The 20,191-nt window shown below is 52.0% G+C and carries 19 protein-coding genes; 7 read left to right on the top strand and 12 right to left on the bottom strand.

Annotated features, from left to right (window positions below):
* On the bottom strand, positions 1-734 hold a 734-nt coding region (locus J7M22_18905), incomplete at its 3' end, for a hypothetical protein (protein ID MCD6508674.1).
* A gap of 536 nt (positions 735-1,270) precedes the next feature.
* Here J7M22_18905 and J7M22_18900 point away from each other — a divergent pair.
* Positions 1,271-1,993, top strand: coding sequence for a sugar transferase (locus J7M22_18900; protein ID MCD6508673.1), 723 nt, complete (start codon positions 1,271-1,273; stop codon positions 1,991-1,993).
* Positions 1,994-2,042: 49 nt separating this feature from the next.
* Here the strand turns inward: J7M22_18900 and J7M22_18895 are convergent, their stop codons facing one another.
* The 4 genes from J7M22_18895 to J7M22_18880 all read right to left on the bottom strand — a co-directional run bounded on the left by J7M22_18895 (position 2,043) and on the right by J7M22_18880 (position 5,462).
* Complete coding sequence (locus tag J7M22_18895; protein MCD6508672.1) at positions 2,043-3,356, bottom strand: ADP-ribosylglycohydrolase family protein; 1,314 nt, start codon at positions 3,354-3,356, stop codon at positions 2,043-2,045.
* A 317-nt stretch (positions 3,357-3,673) separates the two neighbouring features.
* Positions 3,674-4,048, bottom strand: a complete 375-nt coding sequence (gene folB / locus J7M22_18890) for a dihydroneopterin aldolase (GenBank protein MCD6508671.1) — start codon at positions 4,046-4,048, stop codon at positions 3,674-3,676.
* Between the two features lie 13 nt (positions 4,049-4,061).
* Positions 4,062-4,247, bottom strand: a complete 186-nt coding sequence (locus tag J7M22_18885; GenBank protein ID MCD6508670.1) for a hypothetical protein — start codon at positions 4,245-4,247, stop codon at positions 4,062-4,064.
* Between the two features lie 15 nt (positions 4,248-4,262).
* Positions 4,263-5,462 carry a class I SAM-dependent rRNA methyltransferase gene (locus J7M22_18880; GenBank protein ID MCD6508669.1) on the bottom strand — a complete coding sequence of 400 codons (1,200 nt, stop codon included), beginning with the start codon at positions 5,460-5,462 and terminating at the stop codon, positions 4,263-4,265.
* A 177-nt stretch (positions 5,463-5,639) separates the two neighbouring features.
* Here J7M22_18880 and J7M22_18875 point away from each other — a divergent pair, with 177 nt between their 5' ends.
* Complete coding sequence (locus J7M22_18875) at positions 5,640-6,323, top strand: C39 family peptidase (protein MCD6508668.1); 684 nt, start codon at positions 5,640-5,642, stop codon at positions 6,321-6,323.
* Positions 6,324-6,338: 15 nt separating this feature from the next.
* On the opposite strand, the gene J7M22_18870 is transcribed toward J7M22_18875, so the two are convergent.
* The 3 genes from J7M22_18870 to J7M22_18860 all read right to left on the bottom strand — a co-directional run bounded on the left by J7M22_18870 (position 6,339) and on the right by J7M22_18860 (position 10,392).
* Entirely contained in the window at positions 6,339-7,868 is a 1,530-nt protein-coding gene (locus J7M22_18870; GenBank protein MCD6508667.1) for a hypothetical protein, read from the bottom strand.
* 1 nt (position 7,869) lies between these two features.
* Complete coding sequence (locus J7M22_18865) at positions 7,870-9,267, bottom strand: hypothetical protein (protein MCD6508666.1); 1,398 nt, start codon at positions 9,265-9,267, stop codon at positions 7,870-7,872.
* Positions 9,268-9,495: 228 nt separating this feature from the next.
* Positions 9,496-10,392, bottom strand: coding sequence for a PHP domain-containing protein (locus J7M22_18860; protein ID MCD6508665.1), 897 nt, complete (start codon positions 10,390-10,392; stop codon positions 9,496-9,498).
* Positions 10,393-10,581: 189 nt separating this feature from the next.
* Here J7M22_18860 and pdxA point away from each other — a divergent pair, with 189 nt between their 5' ends.
* Positions 10,582-11,631: a 4-hydroxythreonine-4-phosphate dehydrogenase PdxA gene (gene pdxA, locus J7M22_18855; GenBank protein MCD6508664.1), complete on the top strand. Its 1,050-nt coding sequence runs from the start codon at positions 10,582-10,584 to the stop codon at positions 11,629-11,631.
* 136 nt (positions 11,632-11,767) lie between these two features.
* Here pdxA and J7M22_18850 read toward each other — a convergent pair whose 3' ends face one another.
* Positions 11,768-12,823, bottom strand: a complete 1,056-nt coding sequence (locus J7M22_18850; GenBank protein MCD6508663.1) for a LacI family DNA-binding transcriptional regulator — start codon at positions 12,821-12,823, stop codon at positions 11,768-11,770.
* 147 nt (positions 12,824-12,970) lie between these two features.
* Between J7M22_18850 and J7M22_18845 the strand changes: the two genes are divergently transcribed.
* From J7M22_18845 to J7M22_18830, 4 genes are read left to right on the top strand one after another with little or no spacing between them, the layout of a single operon-like run.
* The gene (locus tag J7M22_18845) at positions 12,971-13,786 is read left to right on the top strand and encodes a DUF72 domain-containing protein (GenBank protein ID MCD6508662.1); all 816 of its coding nucleotides are present in this window, start codon (positions 12,971-12,973) and stop codon (positions 13,784-13,786) included.
* Complete coding sequence (hypB, locus tag J7M22_18840; GenBank protein ID MCD6508661.1) at positions 13,776-14,450, top strand: hydrogenase nickel incorporation protein HypB; 675 nt, start codon at positions 13,776-13,778, stop codon at positions 14,448-14,450. The genes J7M22_18845 and hypB overlap by 11 nt, the downstream gene beginning before the upstream one ends.
* Positions 14,451-14,825 carry a hydrogenase maturation nickel metallochaperone HypA gene (gene hypA, locus J7M22_18835; GenBank protein MCD6508660.1) on the top strand — a complete coding sequence of 125 codons (375 nt, stop codon included), beginning with the start codon at positions 14,451-14,453 and terminating at the stop codon, positions 14,823-14,825. It abuts the gene before it with no gap.
* A 1-nt stretch (position 14,826) separates the two neighbouring features.
* Positions 14,827-16,680 (top strand): tetratricopeptide repeat protein, encoded by a 1,854-nt coding sequence (locus J7M22_18830; GenBank protein MCD6508659.1) that lies wholly within the window; start codon positions 14,827-14,829, stop codon positions 16,678-16,680.
* Positions 16,681-16,687: 7 nt separating this feature from the next.
* Here J7M22_18830 and J7M22_18825 read toward each other — a convergent pair whose 3' ends face one another.
* From J7M22_18825 to J7M22_18815, 3 genes are read right to left on the bottom strand one after another with little or no spacing between them, the layout of a single operon-like run.
* Positions 16,688-17,683: a TGS domain-containing protein gene (locus tag J7M22_18825; GenBank protein ID MCD6508658.1), complete on the bottom strand. Its 996-nt coding sequence runs from the start codon at positions 17,681-17,683 to the stop codon at positions 16,688-16,690.
* 6 nt (positions 17,684-17,689) lie between these two features.
* A complete protein-coding gene (locus J7M22_18820) occupies positions 17,690-18,313 on the bottom strand; it encodes a hypothetical protein (GenBank protein ID MCD6508657.1) in 624 nt (207 codons plus the stop codon).
* Position 18,314: 1 nt separating this feature from the next.
* The gene (locus tag J7M22_18815; GenBank protein MCD6508656.1) at positions 18,315-19,913 is read right to left on the bottom strand and encodes a Na/Pi cotransporter family protein; all 1,599 of its coding nucleotides are present in this window, start codon (positions 19,911-19,913) and stop codon (positions 18,315-18,317) included.
* Positions 19,914-20,191: the final 278 nt, after the last annotated feature.

Genomic DNA, 20,191 nt, shown 5'->3' with positions numbered 1-20,191 from the left:
GGTCGGTTACTCATCGTAGAAATATACGGGTCTCCTGACTCTCTGTGTGCGCTAAGAGCTGGATGGTAAAGGCTCACTCCAGAGTCTACAACGGCTACATCCCATGTGCCATCTCCCGTATAACCATAATACCAAAATTGATCGGCGCCGATGGCTTCAGCGGTATCATCTAGCTCCGGTTGTCCTTCATGATCTACACTTATCCGGGCCACATCAGGGTGGTTCGCTAGTTGAGTGAGAGCAGATGAAGGAATCTCAACCCCTAACACATTGACGAAGCTCACCTGGGCATAGACGTGTCCCTTAAGAATATCAGTAACGAACCGCTTAACTCTATCTTGCTGAGGTTGGATCTGAGGTTTAATCCTTGCATAAATAGCCCGACGCATTTCATCCAACAGCGCGTCGCGCTTTCTATTTATATCTTTGAGTCGCTCTCTAATAGGTTGAGGGATTATGTCCTTACTGATCTTAAACGGCTGAATGAGTTCCCGAACCTGCTGGGAGAGACGATCGAATTCAGGTTGGAAGACTTGCTTCTCCGCAAGTGCTATCTGGTGTCCCGGTTGATGAGTGAGAAACACTTTGAGCTTCAGAAGATTTTGATTCTTCGCAAGTTCAAATACCTCCTGATCGACGGTTGCTCCGAGAGCAGCTTCGAAAGCCACCCCAGTTGTGAGAAGTAAAACCAAGGATATAAGCGAGCAAAACCTACAAAATGTTAATCTCGTCATGATACCCCTCCTTTTTATCTCGCTTACCGTTAACTTTTGGTACTATTTTGGAGAGCACCCTCATTTTCGTCTGGAATTATACCATTACGGAAAAAAAAAACGCAAGTAGATGCTCGACCCTACAGCCCTGTCAAATAAACACAGCTTCCAATGAGCAAACAAAGCCATCTGAAAAGAGAGCGTCAAACTCTCACTGAGCCTCACTCCGAAATTTGTGCCGATGTCAACTGGGACGGCAATCCATATAAGCTGCGGGGAGGAAGGGGAGGAAGGAGTGAAAACGACGGCGCCTTCTTCCTTTTGCCGTATTGGATGGGAAGGTATCATGGGTTAATTCGGTGAAGCGGATTGCATATTCAATATTTAGCAAACTCTGTGAAAGTCGGTTCATAATCCTCCAACCTGATAGGCGCTGAAAAACCCTGATTTTGCCTGTTCTCATCCGCCATCCCAAATGGCATGTTAATTGCTTTAATCGATGTTGACGATTTTAATCAGTTCAAAATCTTAAACATCAGATCGAACGGGGTGGAAAGATGAACAGGGGGTTCATAGGGGTACAGACGCTGGAATTGCCTCATAACGCTCCCCAGCTTTACAGGGAGATCCTGGAAGCGGTCGGGAGACATCACAGGACTTTGAACTATCTGGAGATCTCGTTCGCCCCCTCCGATCGCGGATGGTACCTCTTCGTCAAGCGAATGATAGATCTCACCTTTGGGTTAATCGGGATCATCCTCTTAGCTCCTCTCTTCGCTCTCATCTCGCTGTTGATCAAGATCGATTCGAGGGGATCGGCCCTTTATCTCCAGGAGAGGGTCGGGGAGAACGGCGAGATATTCAAGATCTATAAGTTCAGGACCATGATCGCCGATGCCGAGAAAAAGACAGGGCCGGTCTGGGCGAGTGAGAACGACCCTCGCCTTACGAGGGTGGGCAGGGTCATAAGGAAGCTCAAGCTGGACGAGTTACCTCAGTTGATTAACCTCATCAAGGGGGACATGTCCCTGGTGGGACCGAGGCCCGAAAGGCCGCCTTTCGTCAACCTGTTTGTGACGACCATACCGGGCTACATGCATAGGTTGAAAGTTAAGCCCGGGATCACGGGATTAGCACAGATCAGGAACGGATATGATAGGTGTGCGGAGGATGTGATCCGCAAGCTCAGATTTGACCTCGCCTATATAAAAAGGATGTGTCTCATCATCGATCTCAAGCTTCTCGGACAGACTTTACTCTATCTCGCCAAACCCGTCTGACCCTTCATCTCTTCCCCCTCGTGCCGGGGCCATAAAAGCCCCGGCATCTTTATCTCCCTTCAAGCACGATTTTAGCCATCTTAAGCGTGCGAGCCGCGAGATCTGAGATACGGCTGTTATCGAATCCCATCACGAAGCTACGCACCGTATCGTTGAGAGGATCGATCCATTCGGAGGGAAGTCTCTTCGCCCCCAAAACGGCGCCGATTATCGAGCCGGCGGTGGCGCCGTTACAGTCGGTATCCCATCCCCCCATCACGCTTATGCTCACCGTCCTGGCGAAATCCCCTTCGCCGTAAAGCAGACCGAGGCATACGACGGCGGCGTTGTTTATGGTATGCACCCCGTGGTAATGGCCGTATCTCTCGTTCACCCTCTCCCACGCCTCCTGCCACGTCCGACACTCCCCCCTCCATCTGATCGTGTTCTCTATCGCCTCAGCGAGCCTGCTTTTGGCGGGGATTTCCGAAAGCCCCACCCTTATGATCTCCTCGATATCGTCCGTTACGAAGGCGGCGGAGAGCATGGCGGCCACGAACATCTCGCCGTATATCCCGTTTTTAACGTGCGATAGCATCGCGTCTCTGAAGGCAAATTCCGCCCCCAGCTCCGGATATCCGGGCGTGACATACCCCCAGCAATCGGCTCTGATCTGAGCGCCGATCCACTCGCGATAGGGATTTCTGTATGTGGCCGACTCGGGCGGCTGAAGGCCCATCACCAGATTCCTGTAGGCGACCCGTTCGGCGGTGTAAACCATGTGATATGGGAGTCGATCCAGCCATGCTCGGGCCACATCCGTGGTGGTGAAATCGGGGCCATGGGATTCGAGTATGTGGAGCCCCATGATGGTGTAGTCGATATCGTCGTCACGTTCCATCCGCTTGACCCTGCCCCTCATACAGCCGTGATTTTCGAGATGTTTGGGAAATCCATCCGGAATGGGAACCAGGACGGGGAAATAGTAATCCAATGGATAGGCATCAGCCAGCTTCAGATACTCCTCTATCCTGGATCTATGCCATCCCTCGACCGGTTTCCCCAGGGTGCAGCCGGCACATCTGCCAAGCCACGCGCCATAGATCTTATCCAGGAGATAATCCTCGCTGAACCGTTTCTCCATACGCCTGGGCCCATCGGGTCTCTGAGCTTTTATCTCATCCAGGGTTGAAGGCTCGATATACGGGAAATCATCCCTCACGGGAAGCGATTCCAGCTCACGAAGGATCTCCTCCAGTTCGGCGAGGTCCTCCCTGGAGGATGCGTTAAACCTCGCCTCCACCTCGCTGATATCGCATCCCTCCTCTTTTCTCTGTCTCATCTCATCGGAGATTAACCTGATAAGATCGTTAAGGTTGGTCATAAGCTTTACCTCGTTCGCTCATATTATCGTTAAGTGTAGCAGAGATTTTTAAAGCTACCGTCCGCCGCTTATAGGTCATTTATCGTCATTTGTAGTCATTAATGACGGCGAAGCCGATTGGAAAACGTTAAAACGTTGAACGTTGGAACGTTAAACGTTCTAATGACGGCGAAGCCGAATGGCATAATGACTACAAATGACAGCTGATCTATGGACGGCGGACAATTGGCCATAGATAGTACGGGCGAAAAATCTTTCGCCCCTACTCAAGGGAAATAAGAGCGATGACTATAAATGCCGTTGGAACGTTAAGCGTGCTAACGTGCAACGTGCTTTTCCTGGCTCCTATGTATCTCGACGGAGACGTGATCGAGAACCCCCGGGATAGGCGGGGAGAGTTTTTTCACCCTGACCGTTACCCCTTCGATGTCGAACTGGTTTAATATCTCGGCGGCGATCTGCTCGGCGATCGATTCGAGCAGCTTGAACCTCATCCCGGTTCCTATCTTGAGGACCAGATTGTAAACTTTGGTATAATCCACCGTGCGCTTCAGATCGTCGCTCAGCCCCGCTTCCCTCAGGTCCAAGAAGAGATCGACGTCCACGGCAAACCTCGTGCCGAGCTCCGTCTCCTCCGGAGAAACCCCGTGATAACCGTAGAACTGTATCCCATGGACGGATATCTTATCCAATTACCACTCCCCTTCACTCCGGCGGATTGGCCGGATAGGTGTAGATCTTGCCTTCATAATTGAGGAAATATCGATTGATGCGCATCGGGAAGATCCGGCGAACCTTCTCTATGCTTTCGACATCCACATCTTCGAGCAGCTCTGCCGGCTGCTCGCCTGTCGTGATACTTTGGCTCAGAAGCCTCTTCCATTTGCTCATATCCTCCACCTCGGATCACAATACCCTGCATATGACGAACTTCAGGTATCTCGTCTCGGAACAGTTTGGGGCGACGGGATGATCCCAGGGCTGTGATCTGATATCCAGGAACTGAACCTGCCTCCCCGCCTTTCTGGCCGAGACGGCGAGCATATTGAGAAACGTCCCCTCGCCCACATGTTGGGTGCAGGATGAGGTGGCGAGTATTCCTCCCTCTCTGATCAGCCTTATGGCGCGGGTGTTTATCTCCCTATATCCCCTCAGGGCCGCCCGGACGGCATCCTGACTTTTGGCGAAGGCCGGCGGATCGAGGATGATGACGTCGAACCTCTCGCCATTTCTGTCCATATCGTAAAGCTTATCGAAGGCGTCGTTCACCTCAAAGCTGCACCTATCCTCCACCTCGTTCAATCTGGCGTTATGGTAACATAGCTCCACGGCTCTCTCGGCCAGATCCACCCCCAAGACCTCCGCTCCCCTCTTAGCGGCCATCATCGAGAAGGCTCCAGTATAGCAGAAACAGTCCAAAACTCTATCGCCCGGATTGATGAACTTTCGGAGAGCACGGCGGTTCTCCCTCTGATCCAAGAAAAAACCCGTCTTCTGTCCCTTCCAGGGATCGACGATGAGGGTCATATCGTCCTGGCGAATCGTTATGAGTTCAGGCACCTCACCCCACGCAACCCCCACGACCGGTTTAAGTCCTTCGGGACGCCTGGATTTCGGGTTGCTTTTCTCGAAGATGCCCTTAGGGTTGAAGATCTCGATCAAGGCTTTGAGTATCATATCCCGCCTGATCTCCATCCCCAGCGTCAAAATCTGGATCACCAGATAATCGCCGTATCTGTCCACCACAAGGCCGGGCAATCCATCCGCCTCGGCGTAGACAACCCTATAGGCCTCCTCCTCTCCCATTCCGAGCGATCTGCACGCCTCGATTATCCTTCTGCGGGCATCGTTCGCCGATGAGATCCTCCTGAGGAAGAAATCCTGATCTATCTTCTCCTCCCTATCCCATGATAGGATTCTGACGGTTATCGATGAGATGGGATTGATATATCCCTTGCCGATGAACTCGCCCTCAGAGTCCAGCACGTTAACTATCTCCCCCGCGCCGATCACATCCTGGTATCTGGCTATGTTATCCTTGAAAACCCAGGGGTGCCCTTCTTTGACGCGCAGCTCCTTTTCCGGTCTAAGAACAACAGCACCCATCGCCCCAACCTAAATGATGGATCTCCGATATACGAGGAATATTTTACCACAATGCCGGCGGCTGAAGCAATTGCTTTGGTAAGCCGGCGAACGTATTGAAAATGCCATTTTGGAAATTTGACAGCTCGAAACCAGGTAGGGTATAATCGATCTGAGGACGATCCGGGAGGGTTCAAGTTGTATCGCAATGTGTTGATTTTAGCGTTTCTTGCCCTCATGATCTTCCCGCTTATCGGCTGTGAGATGACCTATAATAAGCTCAAGGCCGATCTGACGGCTAAGCCGGTCGATATGTCAAACGGGAAGGTTGAAAAGGAGGTATCGGCCGAGATACCGTCACTGCCTCAAAAGTTTACTCTTCCCGTACCTCATAATCCCGCCAGACAGTATGGCCCCGATTGCGGACCGGATTCCCTTAGGATGGTGTTGAACTATTATGGAAAAGGAGTTAGAGAAGGGGACATCGTCAGACAGCTCAAAAGCAGAGGTAAATATGGAGGGGTAACGCTCAGCCAACTGGCAAGGATCGCCCGAGGATATGACCTGGAAGCTTACATAATGGCGGGGTTAAACCTCGAAATACTCAAAGCCCTTCTCGTTAACAAATGGCCTCCGATCGTAACATACAGGGCGAGAAGGGATGTCGGTCATGCCGTCGTGGTGGTCGGATATGACGACACCAAAAAGAGGCTCATGGTGAACGATCCGAACTTCGTCAGGGTGAGCCGAATTCCGTATCACGATTTCATCCCTGCCTGGCAGCAATTCGGCGGATCGTGTCTGCTCGTCGTGCCTAAAGGGATTAAACAGAGCGACATCCTCGCCGCTATAAGGAGATACGTTAGCTTCGAGATCCGATAAGATCGAACAAACCGGTTAGGACGCGCGTCTGTATAGCCTCAATCTACCCTGCGAGTGGATCAACCTGTAATTTTTCTCGATCCACTCGCGGGCTGGGAATTGATCCTTCGGGCTCCAGAGCAGTATGTAATCTATCGGCTCCGGATATCTCTCCGGATGCACGTTTCCCGGATCTCCCTCTATGTTGCCGATTAGGGCGAACGGATTCATCGAGGTTCTATAGCTCAGAGGGAAATAACCCGTGTTGCCCTCATAATCATCGAGCTCTATAGCGCCTTTCGCGGCGCAGTAGTATCCGGCGGCATGGAGGTAAAGACCTATCCTGGCGGATCTCCCGCGATGGTCGAAGCTGAGAGGCAGAATCGTCTCATTCATCCTGACGAACGAAATTCCTGAGGTATACTCGTCGAGCCCTCTGTTGAGCACGGCGTAGTAATAGGAGGCGAACCCCAGGTGGGCGAGGGCCAGAAGGATGAGAAGACCGCCCACGACGTATTTAGCCGGTCTGCGGAACCTCACGCTCAGCCAGGGCAGTATCACGATAAACGGATACAGATTTAACCTCGTCGTGACAAACCCTCCTTTGGAGATCCCATCCGGCATGTAAAGATACAACAGGAAAAAGATGACCGATAGGAGAAAAAAGCCATCCTTCATATCCGGCCTGAACCTGAATCTGCCACCTTCGATACTGAATTTCTCACGGACGAGGGTATAGAGAAACAAAACCGCTAGGAGAATCGCCAGCGCCTTGCCGATATAATACTCTCTCTCGTCATACGAGGTGAGCGAGCCGATCTTGGCGAAATAGCTCAGCAGATCATGCATCGCCCATCTGCCGCTGTGCTGTAGGGTGTAAGTGCGCACGTAATAGATCGGCAGCAGATATGAAGGCAAAAGCGATCCGGCCAGAACCGCCGTCCTGTGAACCTCCAACTTGTTATATAGGGCGGCTAAAAGCAGAATCGAGCCCACGGCCAGAAGCTGGGAGACTATGTGACAGAAGTAAAGGAGGATCAGCAACAGATTTAACCCCGCTATCACCCGCCAGTCATTCCATCTGTCCCGTCTCCTCCACCAATATCCGATCGCCAGAAAGGTGAGGGGAAAACTGAAGGAGAAGTTGTAAAACCCCATGTGTAACAGATAGTTGTAGATAAAGGGGAAGGCAAACAGAGAGAGGAAAAGCTTATCCTCACCAACAGATCTGAGGAAATAGAGGATGGAGAGGACAAAGAGGATAACATAGGCCGTCAGCAGGATCTTCTCGGAGATAAGGGGAGGGAGGAAGAGCATCATAAGGGCCAACAGCGGATGTGAGAGCCAGTTCGGAACGGGCTTGAGGTTAAGCTTATAGTATCGGCTGTAGGTTTTGTCGTCATCGAAGTAATGGAGCAGCATATACGAGTTTTCGAGATGACACGGTCCGTCCTGTGAGGGGAAATATCTGAACGACCATATAGGTAGAACGTGCAGGAACGTCAGGCCGATTATAACCCAACCGAACCTATTTATCTTTGCTATGTTGGAGAACGGGTGAAACATATTATACTTCGACCACCTCGATCCCCATCATCTCGCCCAGCTCCCTCATCTCCTTCGTATAATCCCCATAAACGAGGGCGAGATGGTGGCCGAAATCGACCTCCTTGTGTAACAATTCGACGGCGTCGCTGACCTTAACGTGAGCGCTCAGCGAGCACCCTACCCTGTCGAAACCGCCCGATCCCGCCATCTCTCCTCCTGCGACAAGCAGTTTCGTCGCCGTTGGATTGAACCTCGCCATCGTGACGGGCTCGCCGATATCCCTCGAGAAATCATATCGTATCGTGGCGCCCCATCCGCCGACGGTGAAGTTCCTTATCTCATATGGCAGATCCGGGCCGTTTAAGCCCTTCATCTTCAGCCCTGGAACATCGTGATGCACGGCGATCACGTTTTCCGTCCTGTTTACGATATAGGAGTTGCCCATATATGCCGATTTCCCCGACGTATACATCAGGAGAGCCATCGCCATCAACACGTTTATATCCCCTTCGCACGCCGACGGATATCCCTCATCCTTCAGAAGAGAATGGGTGAGACAGAAGGTTAACCTGTTGCTCTCGGCGAGCCTACGGGCACAGATCTCAAAACAGGGGATGACGAAGGCGTTACATTCAAGCTCATTCATCATCCTCCTAACGGTCACGTAGAACTTGGCCGATTGGAGGATATCTCCCCTGCTCATATGGACCTTCTCGGCCCTCCCGATCAATCCGTCGGTCAGCTCCTCCGCCTTTTTCAGATCCTCCTCTGGCATGGTCTCCATCCTCCGGAAGATCTCCCTCGCCGGTATAGAGACGTGATCGACTCCGAGGCGGTCTTTGAGGTCATCGAGATCCCAGACGGTGCTTACAACCCCTACCGGTATGACGTCTCCCTCCAGCGCCAGAAGAACTTTAGTGTTTCGAACGGCCTTTCTCACCTTCAGGAGCGAGATGAGGTGGTTCAGCTCGGCAAAATCCAGCGGAGCATATCCCTCGAGCCCTCTCGATCTGAGATAGGCCGCTACATCGACCGTCACGACCGCTCCCATCATCGCGATCGGTTTCCCGTATCGATGGCCTATGGTTATGGCCGGATACTGCGAAAGCCCTCCGGAGACGAAGAAGAGATCGACATCCTCCAGATCGCCCTCCAGTTTTTTGATCTCCCGTTCGGGTATGATCCAGTTGTCGCCCCACTCTATCCTGACGGGCTCAAGTATCCGAGCGTCGGAGGAGAGGTTCGCCTTGAGGTCCTCGACGAACCTTTTGAAGTTCTCCTCACCTCTCATCCTCTCGGTTTCGGGATCAAGGCTTTTCCTATCGCCCACCCTACACGGCCCCTCATAGGAGCCGGAATGGATGAGCTGGACGAAAACGGGCTTAACGCCCACCTTGAGATCAATAGGTCTCTCCATGGTCGGATACCTCCTGAGCTTCACCCTCGCTTCCGATAGGCGAACGAGGGTTATGGATGAGAACAGATACAATTATCGCTGAAAAGACCCCTCAGGTCAAGCTGCTCAAAGAGCTCACCGTTAAAAAGGTGGTGGAATTGGACCGACCTACATGGTGATGGAGAACCGCCAGAGCGGGAATTCGCCCACCGCCTCCTGATCGGAGATAAGCGCCATACCCGGCGAAGTCTATCGGATAAAGATCGGGTTTGACCATGCCCACCTGCCGTTGAGATCCTCGCACTCGATCCTGATGAACCTCTCCCCATTTCGAATTCGATGGCGTGCCTGCGTGATGGTCTCACACCCTATCGGTGTCCATCTCTCACCTCTGCCGTCTACCGAGATGAAGGTGATATGCCTGACAGGTGATGTCTCCACATATATGACCTCCTCTTCTATACGTATGTCAAGTATCTCGGGCCCGTTGCTCGAGTAGAAATAACCCGATCGTATGGCGTTCATGATGGAGTCGAGGGTTAACTCTGAACTTTTGACCGATATCCAGGCGTTACAGACATCCGTGGGACGATGATCGCTTGTGTGGTGATGGGCATCGTCCACGGCGAATCCCCATACGTGTTTCCCTCTCACCAGCAGATCGTCCCAATGGATCTGTGACAGCCCTTTTCCGATGCTGAAATGGCATGTGCTGTTGAAGACCTCAACTCCGATATACCCCTCTATGGAAAGCATATCGTTTATGCTGAGCTGCGACCAGTAGGGATGACAGAGGATCACCTCACCTCCCTGGGCTTTTGCCCGATCGATGACCGTCTGAGGCGAGCTTCGGTCGGAGATATGCTCTTTTATTCCAAGGAGGACGAGATGGAAATCCGTGCCCACTTCGCTCTTCCCGACGTTTATCTCCTCACCGGGGATAAGCAGGATCTCATCTCCCGGATCATCGACCTCAGTTAGTTTATTATGATCGGTTATAGCCAGAAAATCATATCCTGAATCCCTGTATCTCCGTATGAGCTCCCTAGGGCTGAGGGCGCCGTCGCTGTTGGTGGAGTGGGTATGGAGATTTCCCTTGAACCATCTCCCTTCGACGGCGAAAGGGTTTGCAAATTCGATCTTCATTTATCACCTCCAGGGCGACATCTTCGCACTAATTATATCTCTCACCTATCCCCCGTTCAAGGTTAAGTGCGCCATTCCATCTGGATAGAGCTTGACCCTGTCGTCCTTGATATGTTATCAGTATTGAGAATTCGGAGATCACCTGGCCATATCGCATGAAGGCTCCAGGGGAAAATCGGATATGAGGCGATGAAGATGAACAGACCGATCATCGGGATAACGATGGGAGATCCAGCTGGTATAGGGCCCGAGATAGTGGCTAAAGCTCTGGCCCTGAGGGAGATCTACGAGATATGCAGACCGCTCGTGGTAGGAGATGCCGGCGTTATGAAGCAGGGGATTCAGATCGCAGGGGTCAATCTGGAGGTGAATCCGATATCCCAACCCTCCGAGGCGAAGTTCCGGTTCGGAGGTATGGACGTCTTAGATCTTAAAAACGTTAACCTTTCAGAGCTTCAGCATGGTAGAATCTCACCTATGGCGGGGAAGGCGGCCTTCCAAGCGATAAGGAAGGTCATAGAGCTGGCTATGAAGGGAGAGATAGATGCTACAGTCACCGCTCCCATACACAAAGGAGCTTTAAACATGGCCGGATATCGCTTCCCCGGACACACCGAGATATATGCCCATTTCACCAACACGGAAGATTACGCCATGATGCTTATCGTCGGCAGCCTGAGGGTCGCTCACGTAACCACTCATCTGCCCTTGAGGGAGGCGTGCGAGGAGATCAAAAAGGATAGGGTTCTCAGAACGATAAGGCTCGCCTATGAGGCATGCAGGATGCTCGGGATAGAGTCACCGAGGATCGGGGTGGCGGCCCTTAATCCACATGCGAGCGATGGCGGGCTGTTCGGTTGGGAAGAGGAGAGGGAGATAACGCCCGCCGTGGAGGAGGCAAGAGCTGAGGGAATAGATGCTGAAGGGCCCGTACCTGCCGACACGCTCTTCGCCAAGGCAAAAGGAGGAGCATATGACGTCGTTGTGGCTATGTACCACGACCAGGGACATATCCCTCTGAAAATGGAGGGGTTTATCTGGAGCAAGAAAGGAGAGCGATGGGAATCGGTAAGCGGAGTTAACATAACCCTAGGACTTCCGATAATCAGGACATCTGTCGATCACGGCACGGCTTTCGACAAGGCGGGTAGAGGGATAGCTTCCCCCGAAAGCCTGATAAACGCCATACACTATGCTGCGAGAATGGCCGTCCTCTCTACGAAGGGTTCGATCCCCTAACCGGTGCCTGGCCCTTGGCGTCCATATACGGATAACCGGCCATGATATATCGAGATGTGTGGGCCGCGCGGTTTGATTCTTGTGGATACCGAATCCGGGACGTCGGATGGGAGGGTGATAGAGATGGCGGGAAATCTCACCGGAGTTTAGCTCCACAGGACTCCCTTATGACGAGATAGTGTCCTATATGTACTTTCCTGAAACCTCTATCCAATCTGGGGGAGCCTTTCGCTTCGATCTGTTCCAAGAGCAGCTCCACGGCCACCTGTCCTATCCGTTTTTTAGGGAAGCAGACGGTGGTGAGGGGCACTTCCAGGAGAGGAGCTATCTGCACGTCATCTGTGCCCACCACAGCCAGCTCATTTGGAACGCGTATTTCCAACTCTCTCGCTGCCCGTAGCACCCCTATGGCCTCCATATCGTTGAAGGCGAAGATGGCAGAGGGGCGGTTCTTCATGCTCAGAAGATCGATCGCTGCCTTGTACCCCTCCTCAAGTCCGTAGCTGCCTTCCCTCACCAGCCTTTTATCCACCTTCACGCCATGATCCCTGAGGGCCCTCTTATATCCCCTGAACCGCGCCATCTCAGTATACAGGCCTTTGGGACCTGAGATGTAACCGATTCTCCTATGTCCCAGATCAAGCAGATGTTTCACGGCGTCATAAGCTCCCCTTTCATGATCGATAAGCACATAATCGGTTTCCAGGCCCAGGATAGGGTCGCACACGAGCACGAAAGGAACGCCGTATTCCTTCAGTTGAAACAGATGTTCCGTCTCCTCCCTTCTATCGGTGCTGCCGGCGTGAATGATAATCATCCCGTCCACCTTTCTCTCACATAGGCTCTTCACGTGGGAGATCTCCTCCTTCACGTTTCCCCCTGTGAGACAGAGTATTAACGTATAGCCTTTCTCCTTGGCCGTCCTCTCTATGACAGAGGCTATCTCGGCGGTGACGATGTTGGTGATCTCGGTCGTTATGAGCCCGATGGCTTGACTTCGGTTGAGGTTCAGCGCCTGGGCGAAGATATTGGGAACATAGTTGTACCTCTCGATTATCTCCAGGACTCTCTTTCTTGTCTCCTCGGCAACGGAGGGTTTATTGTTGATGACCCTCGATACGGTGGCTTTTGAAACTCCCGCCATGTCAGCTATCATCTGAATTGTTAGTTTTCTCGTCTCCCTTGTCAGCAACTTTATTAACCACCTCCTTCCAGACTCAAAATCACCTAATATGTTACCATTAAGGGGGTGAGACATCAACTTATTGTAATCGTGCTAAATGGTATCGGCCGGCTAGGTTGAAATCTCAGTCAGAATAGTGGATAATATCTCTCGAAGATGTTACCGGGAGGAGAGGAAGGATTGAACATAAGAGTGGGAACTTCCGGATATAGCTTTAAGGATTGGAGGGGAACATTCTATCCGGAGAAGCTGAGGATCGCGGATATGCTCAGATACTACGCCGGTTGTTTCAACGTCGTTGAGGTGAATTCCACCTACTACCGGATTCCATCCCTCAAGACGTTCCAGAGAATGGCGGATAAGACCCCTGACGGATTTGAGTTCACGGTCAAGACCCACTCGGATGTAACCCATTCGAGGGAGAAGGTTGAGGAGTCTGCAAAGGCGCTCCAGGAGTCGATCCAACCGCTCATCGAGACGGGCAAATTCGGTGCCTTTCTGGCCCAGTTCCCCTACTCCTTTAAGCTTTCATCTGAGAATTTGAGGTATCTGGCGGAGATCAGTCGTATCTTCGAGGGATACCCGCTTGTGGTCGAGTTCAGACATCGATCCTGGGTGAGAGATGACGTCTTCGAGTTCCTCAGGGAAAACGGCATAAGCTATTGCTGCGTCGATGAGCCGAGGTTGAGGGGACTTGTACCTCCCGTCACCCTGGCGACTGGAGAGATCGGATACGTGAGGTTCCACGGCAGAAATGCCGCTAAATGGTGGGAGGGTGGATCGTCCGAAAGATACGATTACCTTTATTCCGAAAGGGAGCTCGTCGAGTGGAGACCTAAAATCGAGAAACTTGCCCGGGAGACGGATAAGACCTACGTCTTCTTCAATAACTGCCATAACGGGCAGGCAGCGATAAACGCTCAGATGATGCTTGATATCCTGGGATTACGGAGGAGAGAGAATGTCGATTAAGGTGGTTGAAAGTCGGGAAGGAGAGATCTTCGACATCGAGCTTGAGGAGAGCCTCCTCAGGAAGAACGAGGAACTGGCTCAACGGAACAGACAACTGCTCGAATCAAAGGGCATCACGGCCATTGACGTTATGGGATCAATCGGATCGGGGAAGACCACCCTGATAAAGCAGATCGTCAGAAGGCTGAAAGATAAATATTCCATAGCCGTTATAGCGGGCGATCTGACCACAACGATAGACGCTGACAGTATCCGCGAGGAGGGGGTTCAGGTGGTTCAGGTCAATACCGGCAAGGAATGCCATCTGGACGCCAATCTGGTCGGCAGATCTCTTGAAGAGATAGATCTGGATGAGATAGATCTGCTGTTTATAGAAAATGTGGGAAACCTGATCTGCCCGGGGGAATTTCCCCTGGGAGCACATAAGAGAGTAGTCGTCATATCGGTAACGGAGGGGCCATATATGGTGGTCAAACACCCTTATATCTTCATGGATGCCGTCGCTGTGGCGATAAATAAGATCGATCTGGCCGGACCGATGGGCGTGGATATATCCAAGCTTGAGATGGACGCCCGTAGGATAAAACCCTCCATCAAGGTGATCTGGACAAATGGATTGACCGGTGACGGTATAGAGGATCTAATCGAGGCGATAGGTGTTTAGATGCACGAATTGTCCGTCGCCCAGGAGATAGCACATCTCGTCTTAGACGCCGCATCACAAAAGGGGGCCAAATCGGTGTTAAAGATCGAGCTTGAGATCGGAGAGCTCTCCTTCCTCAGCCTCGAGCAGATGAGATTCTGGCTGAAGACCTGCCTGGAGAACACGATCGCCTCTGAAGCGAAGGTAATCCTATCAACTGTTAAGCCCGTTGTCAGGTGTGATTCATGTGGATATGAAGGGGATATCCAGGTGGATGATGACCCGGCGTTGCATTTTATACTCCCCGTGCTCTCATGCCCCAGATGTGGTTCCGATGACGTGGAGATCGTTCAGGGCAGGGATTGTGTTTTAAGGCGAATTGAGGTGGAGGTGTGAGATGTTAAGGAGATCAGTCCCTATATCCTTTCTCTTGATATGGATCACAGCCCTGGCATTTGGTCAGTATGCGGTGATATACAAGTTGGATGGCGATAGGATAACCGGGAAGTGGTTAGGAGCCGATGGGATTTCCGTTCGGGTGAGATTGCAGGATGGAAGTCAGGTCAGGGTGCCGGTGGATCAAATCCGGGTGATCGAATTTCTCTCCAAGAAAGGAATAAGGCCCACATATGAGGCGTTCAAGCGATATAGAAACGGTCTTGACTTTCTGGACCTCGGAATGGTCGATGAGGCGAAAAGGGAGTTCATGGAGGCTATCCGCGAGATGCCCCGATTCCCCGATCCGTATTATGAGTTGGCTAAGATCCTGGAAAAGGAGGGGAAAACGGAGGAGGCGTTCAGGTATTATGCCCTGGTCGCCACGTTAGCCCCTGAAAGGTATAACATGGCGGACAAATTCAAGGCGATGGCGGAGAGGTATCTGCGGGAGAATCAGATCGATAAGGCGGCTGAGGCATATTACAGGCTTTACACCTGTTTCCCCGGCTCTCCCTTCGCTCAAGAGGCGATCTATAAGGCGGGATTTCTCTTCGCCGAGAAACTCGATAAACCGGAAAAGGCCGTCCAGGCCCTCAGAAGCGCCGTTCAATCCTTCCCGGAAGATCCACAGGCCCCAAAGGCACAGTTCATGATCGGCAGGCTCCTCATAAAGCTCGGCAGATATGAGGAGGCTTTGGCCGCTTTAACCGACTTTATAAATCAACATCCCCAAAGCGAGTGGCTGGACGACGCTCATTTCGCAAGGGGATTGGCCTATCATGAGCTGAGAAGACACCAGGAGGCGATTGAGGAGTTTAGCTTCGTCAAAAACACATCCTCGGATGCTAATCTCATAAGCGAAGCCTCCAACATGATAAGCGAGAGCGCCTGGGAGGTCTATACCATATCGGATGGGCTGCCCGCAAATGAGGTGCAGGCGCTAGCTCTAGATGGGAACTATCTCTGGGTCGGAACGTCGAAGGGACTTGCGTGCTTCGATATATCTGAGGGTAAACTCACACCTTCCCCCGATATGCCGGATCTCAAAGGGGTTAACGTCAGAGCGCTTGCTGTCAGTGGGAAGGAGGTGTGGGTGGGCACCCTTAACTCGGGGATAATCCGAATCGATAAGAGCACCGGTGCCAAGCGTGAATACACTATATTGGACGGTCTGCCCAGCAAACACGTGTCGGATGTAAAGCTGATGGATGACGAGGTATGGGCCGCAACCTTCGGCGGAGTGGCTACCCTGGATGGATCGTCCGATACCTGGGTTAAATACACGAGGCAGGACGGCCTTTCCGGTAACGATGCCGTCTCAATAGCCATCACGAGCGACCGCGTTTGGGTGGCCACCTCCATGAACGGTCTTAACATGTTCGATAGAAAGAGCAAGACCTGGACCACCTTTTCATCGGCTCAGGGGCTGCCGAGCGATTCCATCAGATCCGTACTCGCCACCGATACATCGGTGTGGATCGGCTGGTATAGCCACAATAGAAACGGATATGGGAAATACGATCTGCTGCAGAACAAATGGTATTCTACCATCCTGGCGGAGGAAGATGATGTAACGCTGGTGGAGGATATATTCCTGGCGCTAAACGGCGAGGAGTTTTGGGTGGCAACCGATGCGGGGGCTTTCGTGGAGCTTCCCGTGGTGGGATGGGATAGCATAAATTATCCCTCCAAGTTCAGCGAGGTAAGGGTCAACTGTATGATCGTATCCGGATCGATAGCCTGGTTCGGGACAAGCGAGGGATTGGGAAAGCTGGATTATGGCATGCTAAAACGGTTGAGGGGAAGCGAGTGATTTTCGCCTATATGTGGAACTCCAGTATATCGCCATCCCGGAGTATCTCCGTTCTGCTGACGCTTTGACCGTCTATCCTTCCCGGCCCCCATATGCGGGCATATCTGAACTTTTCGACGAAGTCCTTGTGTATCTCTTCGGCGGCATCTAGGACGGCGCTTCCCTTGGGTAGGATGATAGGCGCTGTGAGATCCGGTTTCTTCCCCGGCGCCTTGGTATAGATCCTTATTATGTCGGCTATCCTGAAGATCGCCTTCTTCAACTCCTCCAGACCCTCGCCTGTGACGGCGGAGACGGGTATGATCTCAAACCTCTCACCGTAGAGGTCCGAAACGACCTCCAGCCTATCTCTCGCTCCTTCAGAGTCAGCTTTGTTGGCCAGGATGAAACACCTCTTAAAGACCCTATCGAAGTTGATATCCTCTTCCTCCTCAGGAGGTCTGCTCACCAACTCTATATCGTGTTCTTTAAGCTTCTGGACGGGACCTTCGATTCCATCAAGCACCTCGTCGGTTGAAAGGTCGGCCACCAAAGCGATCAGATCGGCGTTTCTGAAGATATCGTTCATCCAGGGTCTCATGAAATCGGCGGTAACCGGAGGTAGGTCTATGAGCTGAAAGCTGATGTTCTCAAATGGCACCATTCCGGCCATAGGTTCCTGGGTTGTATAGGGCGAGGGGGATATCCGCGGCCTTGCATTCGTTAAGGCGGATAGGAGGCTGGATTTGCCCGAATTCGGTGCTCCGAGAAGGGCTATCTGGGCTGCCCCCTGCTTTCTAATGTGATAGTTTTTGCCCCGTTTGCCTCCCTTTCTGGATTCAATCCGCTCCTTTTTCAACCGTGCGATCTTCGATCGGAGTTCCGCCCGGAGCTTATCGGTGCCCTTATGTTTGGGCATGATCGCCAGCATCTCCTCCAGAACCTTTATCTTCTCCTCAGCGGTCTTCGCCGCCTCATATCGCCTTTTGGTCTCATAATACTGCGGGGGGAGATTGGCCGGCAACTTCTATCACCTCCTCATCTCGTCGAAGTTCAAAATATCCATGTAGTCCCCTTTCATCGCCATAGCATAATATCCCTTTGTGGTGGCATACCCCACCACTCCCTCATCCAGATATAACGATGCTATGATCCCGATGATCTCCTTTCCCTCATACTCTGGGAAAAGCCGCTTGAACCTTCTCAGCTTTTCCGAGAACTGATCCACATCTCCGGGCTTATATCGACTCTTGACCTCCACGACGAAGACCTTGCCATCTCCGACTCCTATCACATCGAACTCCTCCCTCAGCTCTCCTCTTCTCTTTTTCCTCCTGACCATCATATCTTCCAGCTCCAGGTCGAACCTCCTCTTGATCACATCGGGAAATGCCGGTGCGACGATATCCTCCACGAGCGTACCGAGTCTATTGGCAAGATCCCCCCACCGTTTGTTCATCTCATCCTTGAACGAGCGCATCTCCTCTTTAAATGCGAGCATCTCCTCTTTGAAGGCTCGCATTTCATTTTCAAAGGTCCGTGTTTCCAGGGAGAGGAGCCTCACGGACCGGGAGGTTTCCTCGACTTCATGGGCAAGCCTCTCCAGGGCCATCTCGATTCTGTCCACACGTGCCTCCAGTTCTACATTCTGCATCTCACATCCCCCTCACGATCGCTCCCGCTATGTTCGTCAGGTGATCGCCGATCTTCTCGAAGTTATGAAGTATATCCAGGAAGACCAGACCCGATTTCACGACGCATATTCCCTCCTCGAGCCTTTTGACATGGGATTGCTGGAACCGTTCCGTCAACTCGTTTATCTTATCCTCACGGGATAAGGCCTTATGCGCCGCTGAGATATCGTCCTTTTCGAGAGCCTCTAGCACATCCTCTATCATCCTCGTAACCTCCTCGTATTCGATCCTGATCTCCTCTATCGCCTGATCGCTAAAGGGCAATTTCTGATTGATCTTTTTCTGAGCGAGCTCCATCAGGTTCTCGGCCAGGTCACCTATCCTTTCGATGTCGTTGACCGAATGTATGAGGAGGGGGATCTTTTTGGATTCGCTCTCGCTGAGCTGTCTCTGAGAGAGCTCGGCCAGATATTCGGTTATATCCCTCTGCAGCAGGTCGGTCGCCTCCTCCTGTTGTGGCACGAGCTCAAGATCTCTGAGGTTATCGTTGAAAAAGGCTCTCATCGCGTCGTCCACCATCTCCTTCGTCAGCCTCAGCATCCTCACCAGCTCCCTCATCACCTGATTGATGGCGGCCGGAGGAACCCTAAGAGATCCCTTATCCAGGAATTTCGGGCCGATCTCCACCACTTTCTCTTTACCGGGTATGATCCTCTGGATCAATCTCGCGTAGATCCCCGCGAAAGGCAAGAAGATCAGGGTGTTCATGATGTTGAAGATGGAGTGGGCGTTTGCCACCAGTCTCATGGGATCATCGGAGGTTTTCTGTATGACCACCATGTATAGCGGCAGCACAGCTATCACTATGAGGGTGCCTATTATGTTGAACATGATATGGGCTATGGCGGCCCGTTTCGCCGATATGTTCCCGCCGATACTGGCTATGAGTGCTGTAACGCAGGTTCCGATGTTATCGCCGAGTATCAGAGGTATCGCCCCGCGCAGATCTATCAGGCCGACCCCTGCCAATGTCTGAACTAACCCGACGGTGGCACTGCTGCTCTGAACGATCGCAGTTATGGCAAACCCGATGATCACTCCCAAGAATCGATTATGGCTGTATATTATGAACATGCGTCTGACGGATTCGTTGTGTGCCAACGGTTTGGTAACGGACGTCATGATCTGCAATCCCAGGAAAAGTATGCCGAATCCTATGAAGAACTGCCCGAGATATTTTATAAAATCCCGTTTCCCCACGAAATTCATCACGAATCCGATCGTCACTATCGGCAGGGCATATCTCGTGAGCTTAAAGGCTATGAGCTGAGCGGTGATGGTCGTGCCGATGTTAGCGCCGAAGATGACACCCACGGCCTGTTTCAGCGTCATCAACCCAGCGTTGACAAATCCAACAACCATGACGGTGGTGGCGCTGCTGCTCTGAATTATGGCCGTCACGAAAGCGCCGACCAAAGTGCCGGTAAGAGGTGAAACCGTTAGAGCACCTAATATCCTCCTCATCCTATCCCCGGCGGCCTTTTGTAAACCCTGCCCCATGAGCTGCACCCCGTATATGAAAAGCGCTAGGCCACCGAGCACCGTGAAGACCTGGGTCATATCCTCCTCCTCAGATCGGTTTCCCCGCATCGATAACCAGCCGTCTGGGGAATACCAAGGAAATTTAACCATAGCTCCCGCACCATGTCAAGTGGATGGGCCGGTTCCCTAGGGCTTTTCAATGATTGTATGATTTAGTATACTATCACAAAGACCACCAGGAAGGAGGTGAGAAAGATGCTCGTAGCGGGCCGATATGTCCATCCCAACAGCTTATTCGCCAGGCTGTCCAAAATAACCGACTACCGCTTAACAAGATATTATCACTGCTTATCCTG

The organism is Candidatus Poribacteria bacterium (assembly GCA_021162805.1).
In the GTDB taxonomy this organism is placed as follows: Bacteria; Poribacteria; WGA-4E; order B28-G17; family B28-G17; genus JAGGXZ01.
The sequence above is the reverse complement of the archived record's forward strand: the minus strand, read 5'-3'. Positions and strand labels throughout refer to the sequence as shown.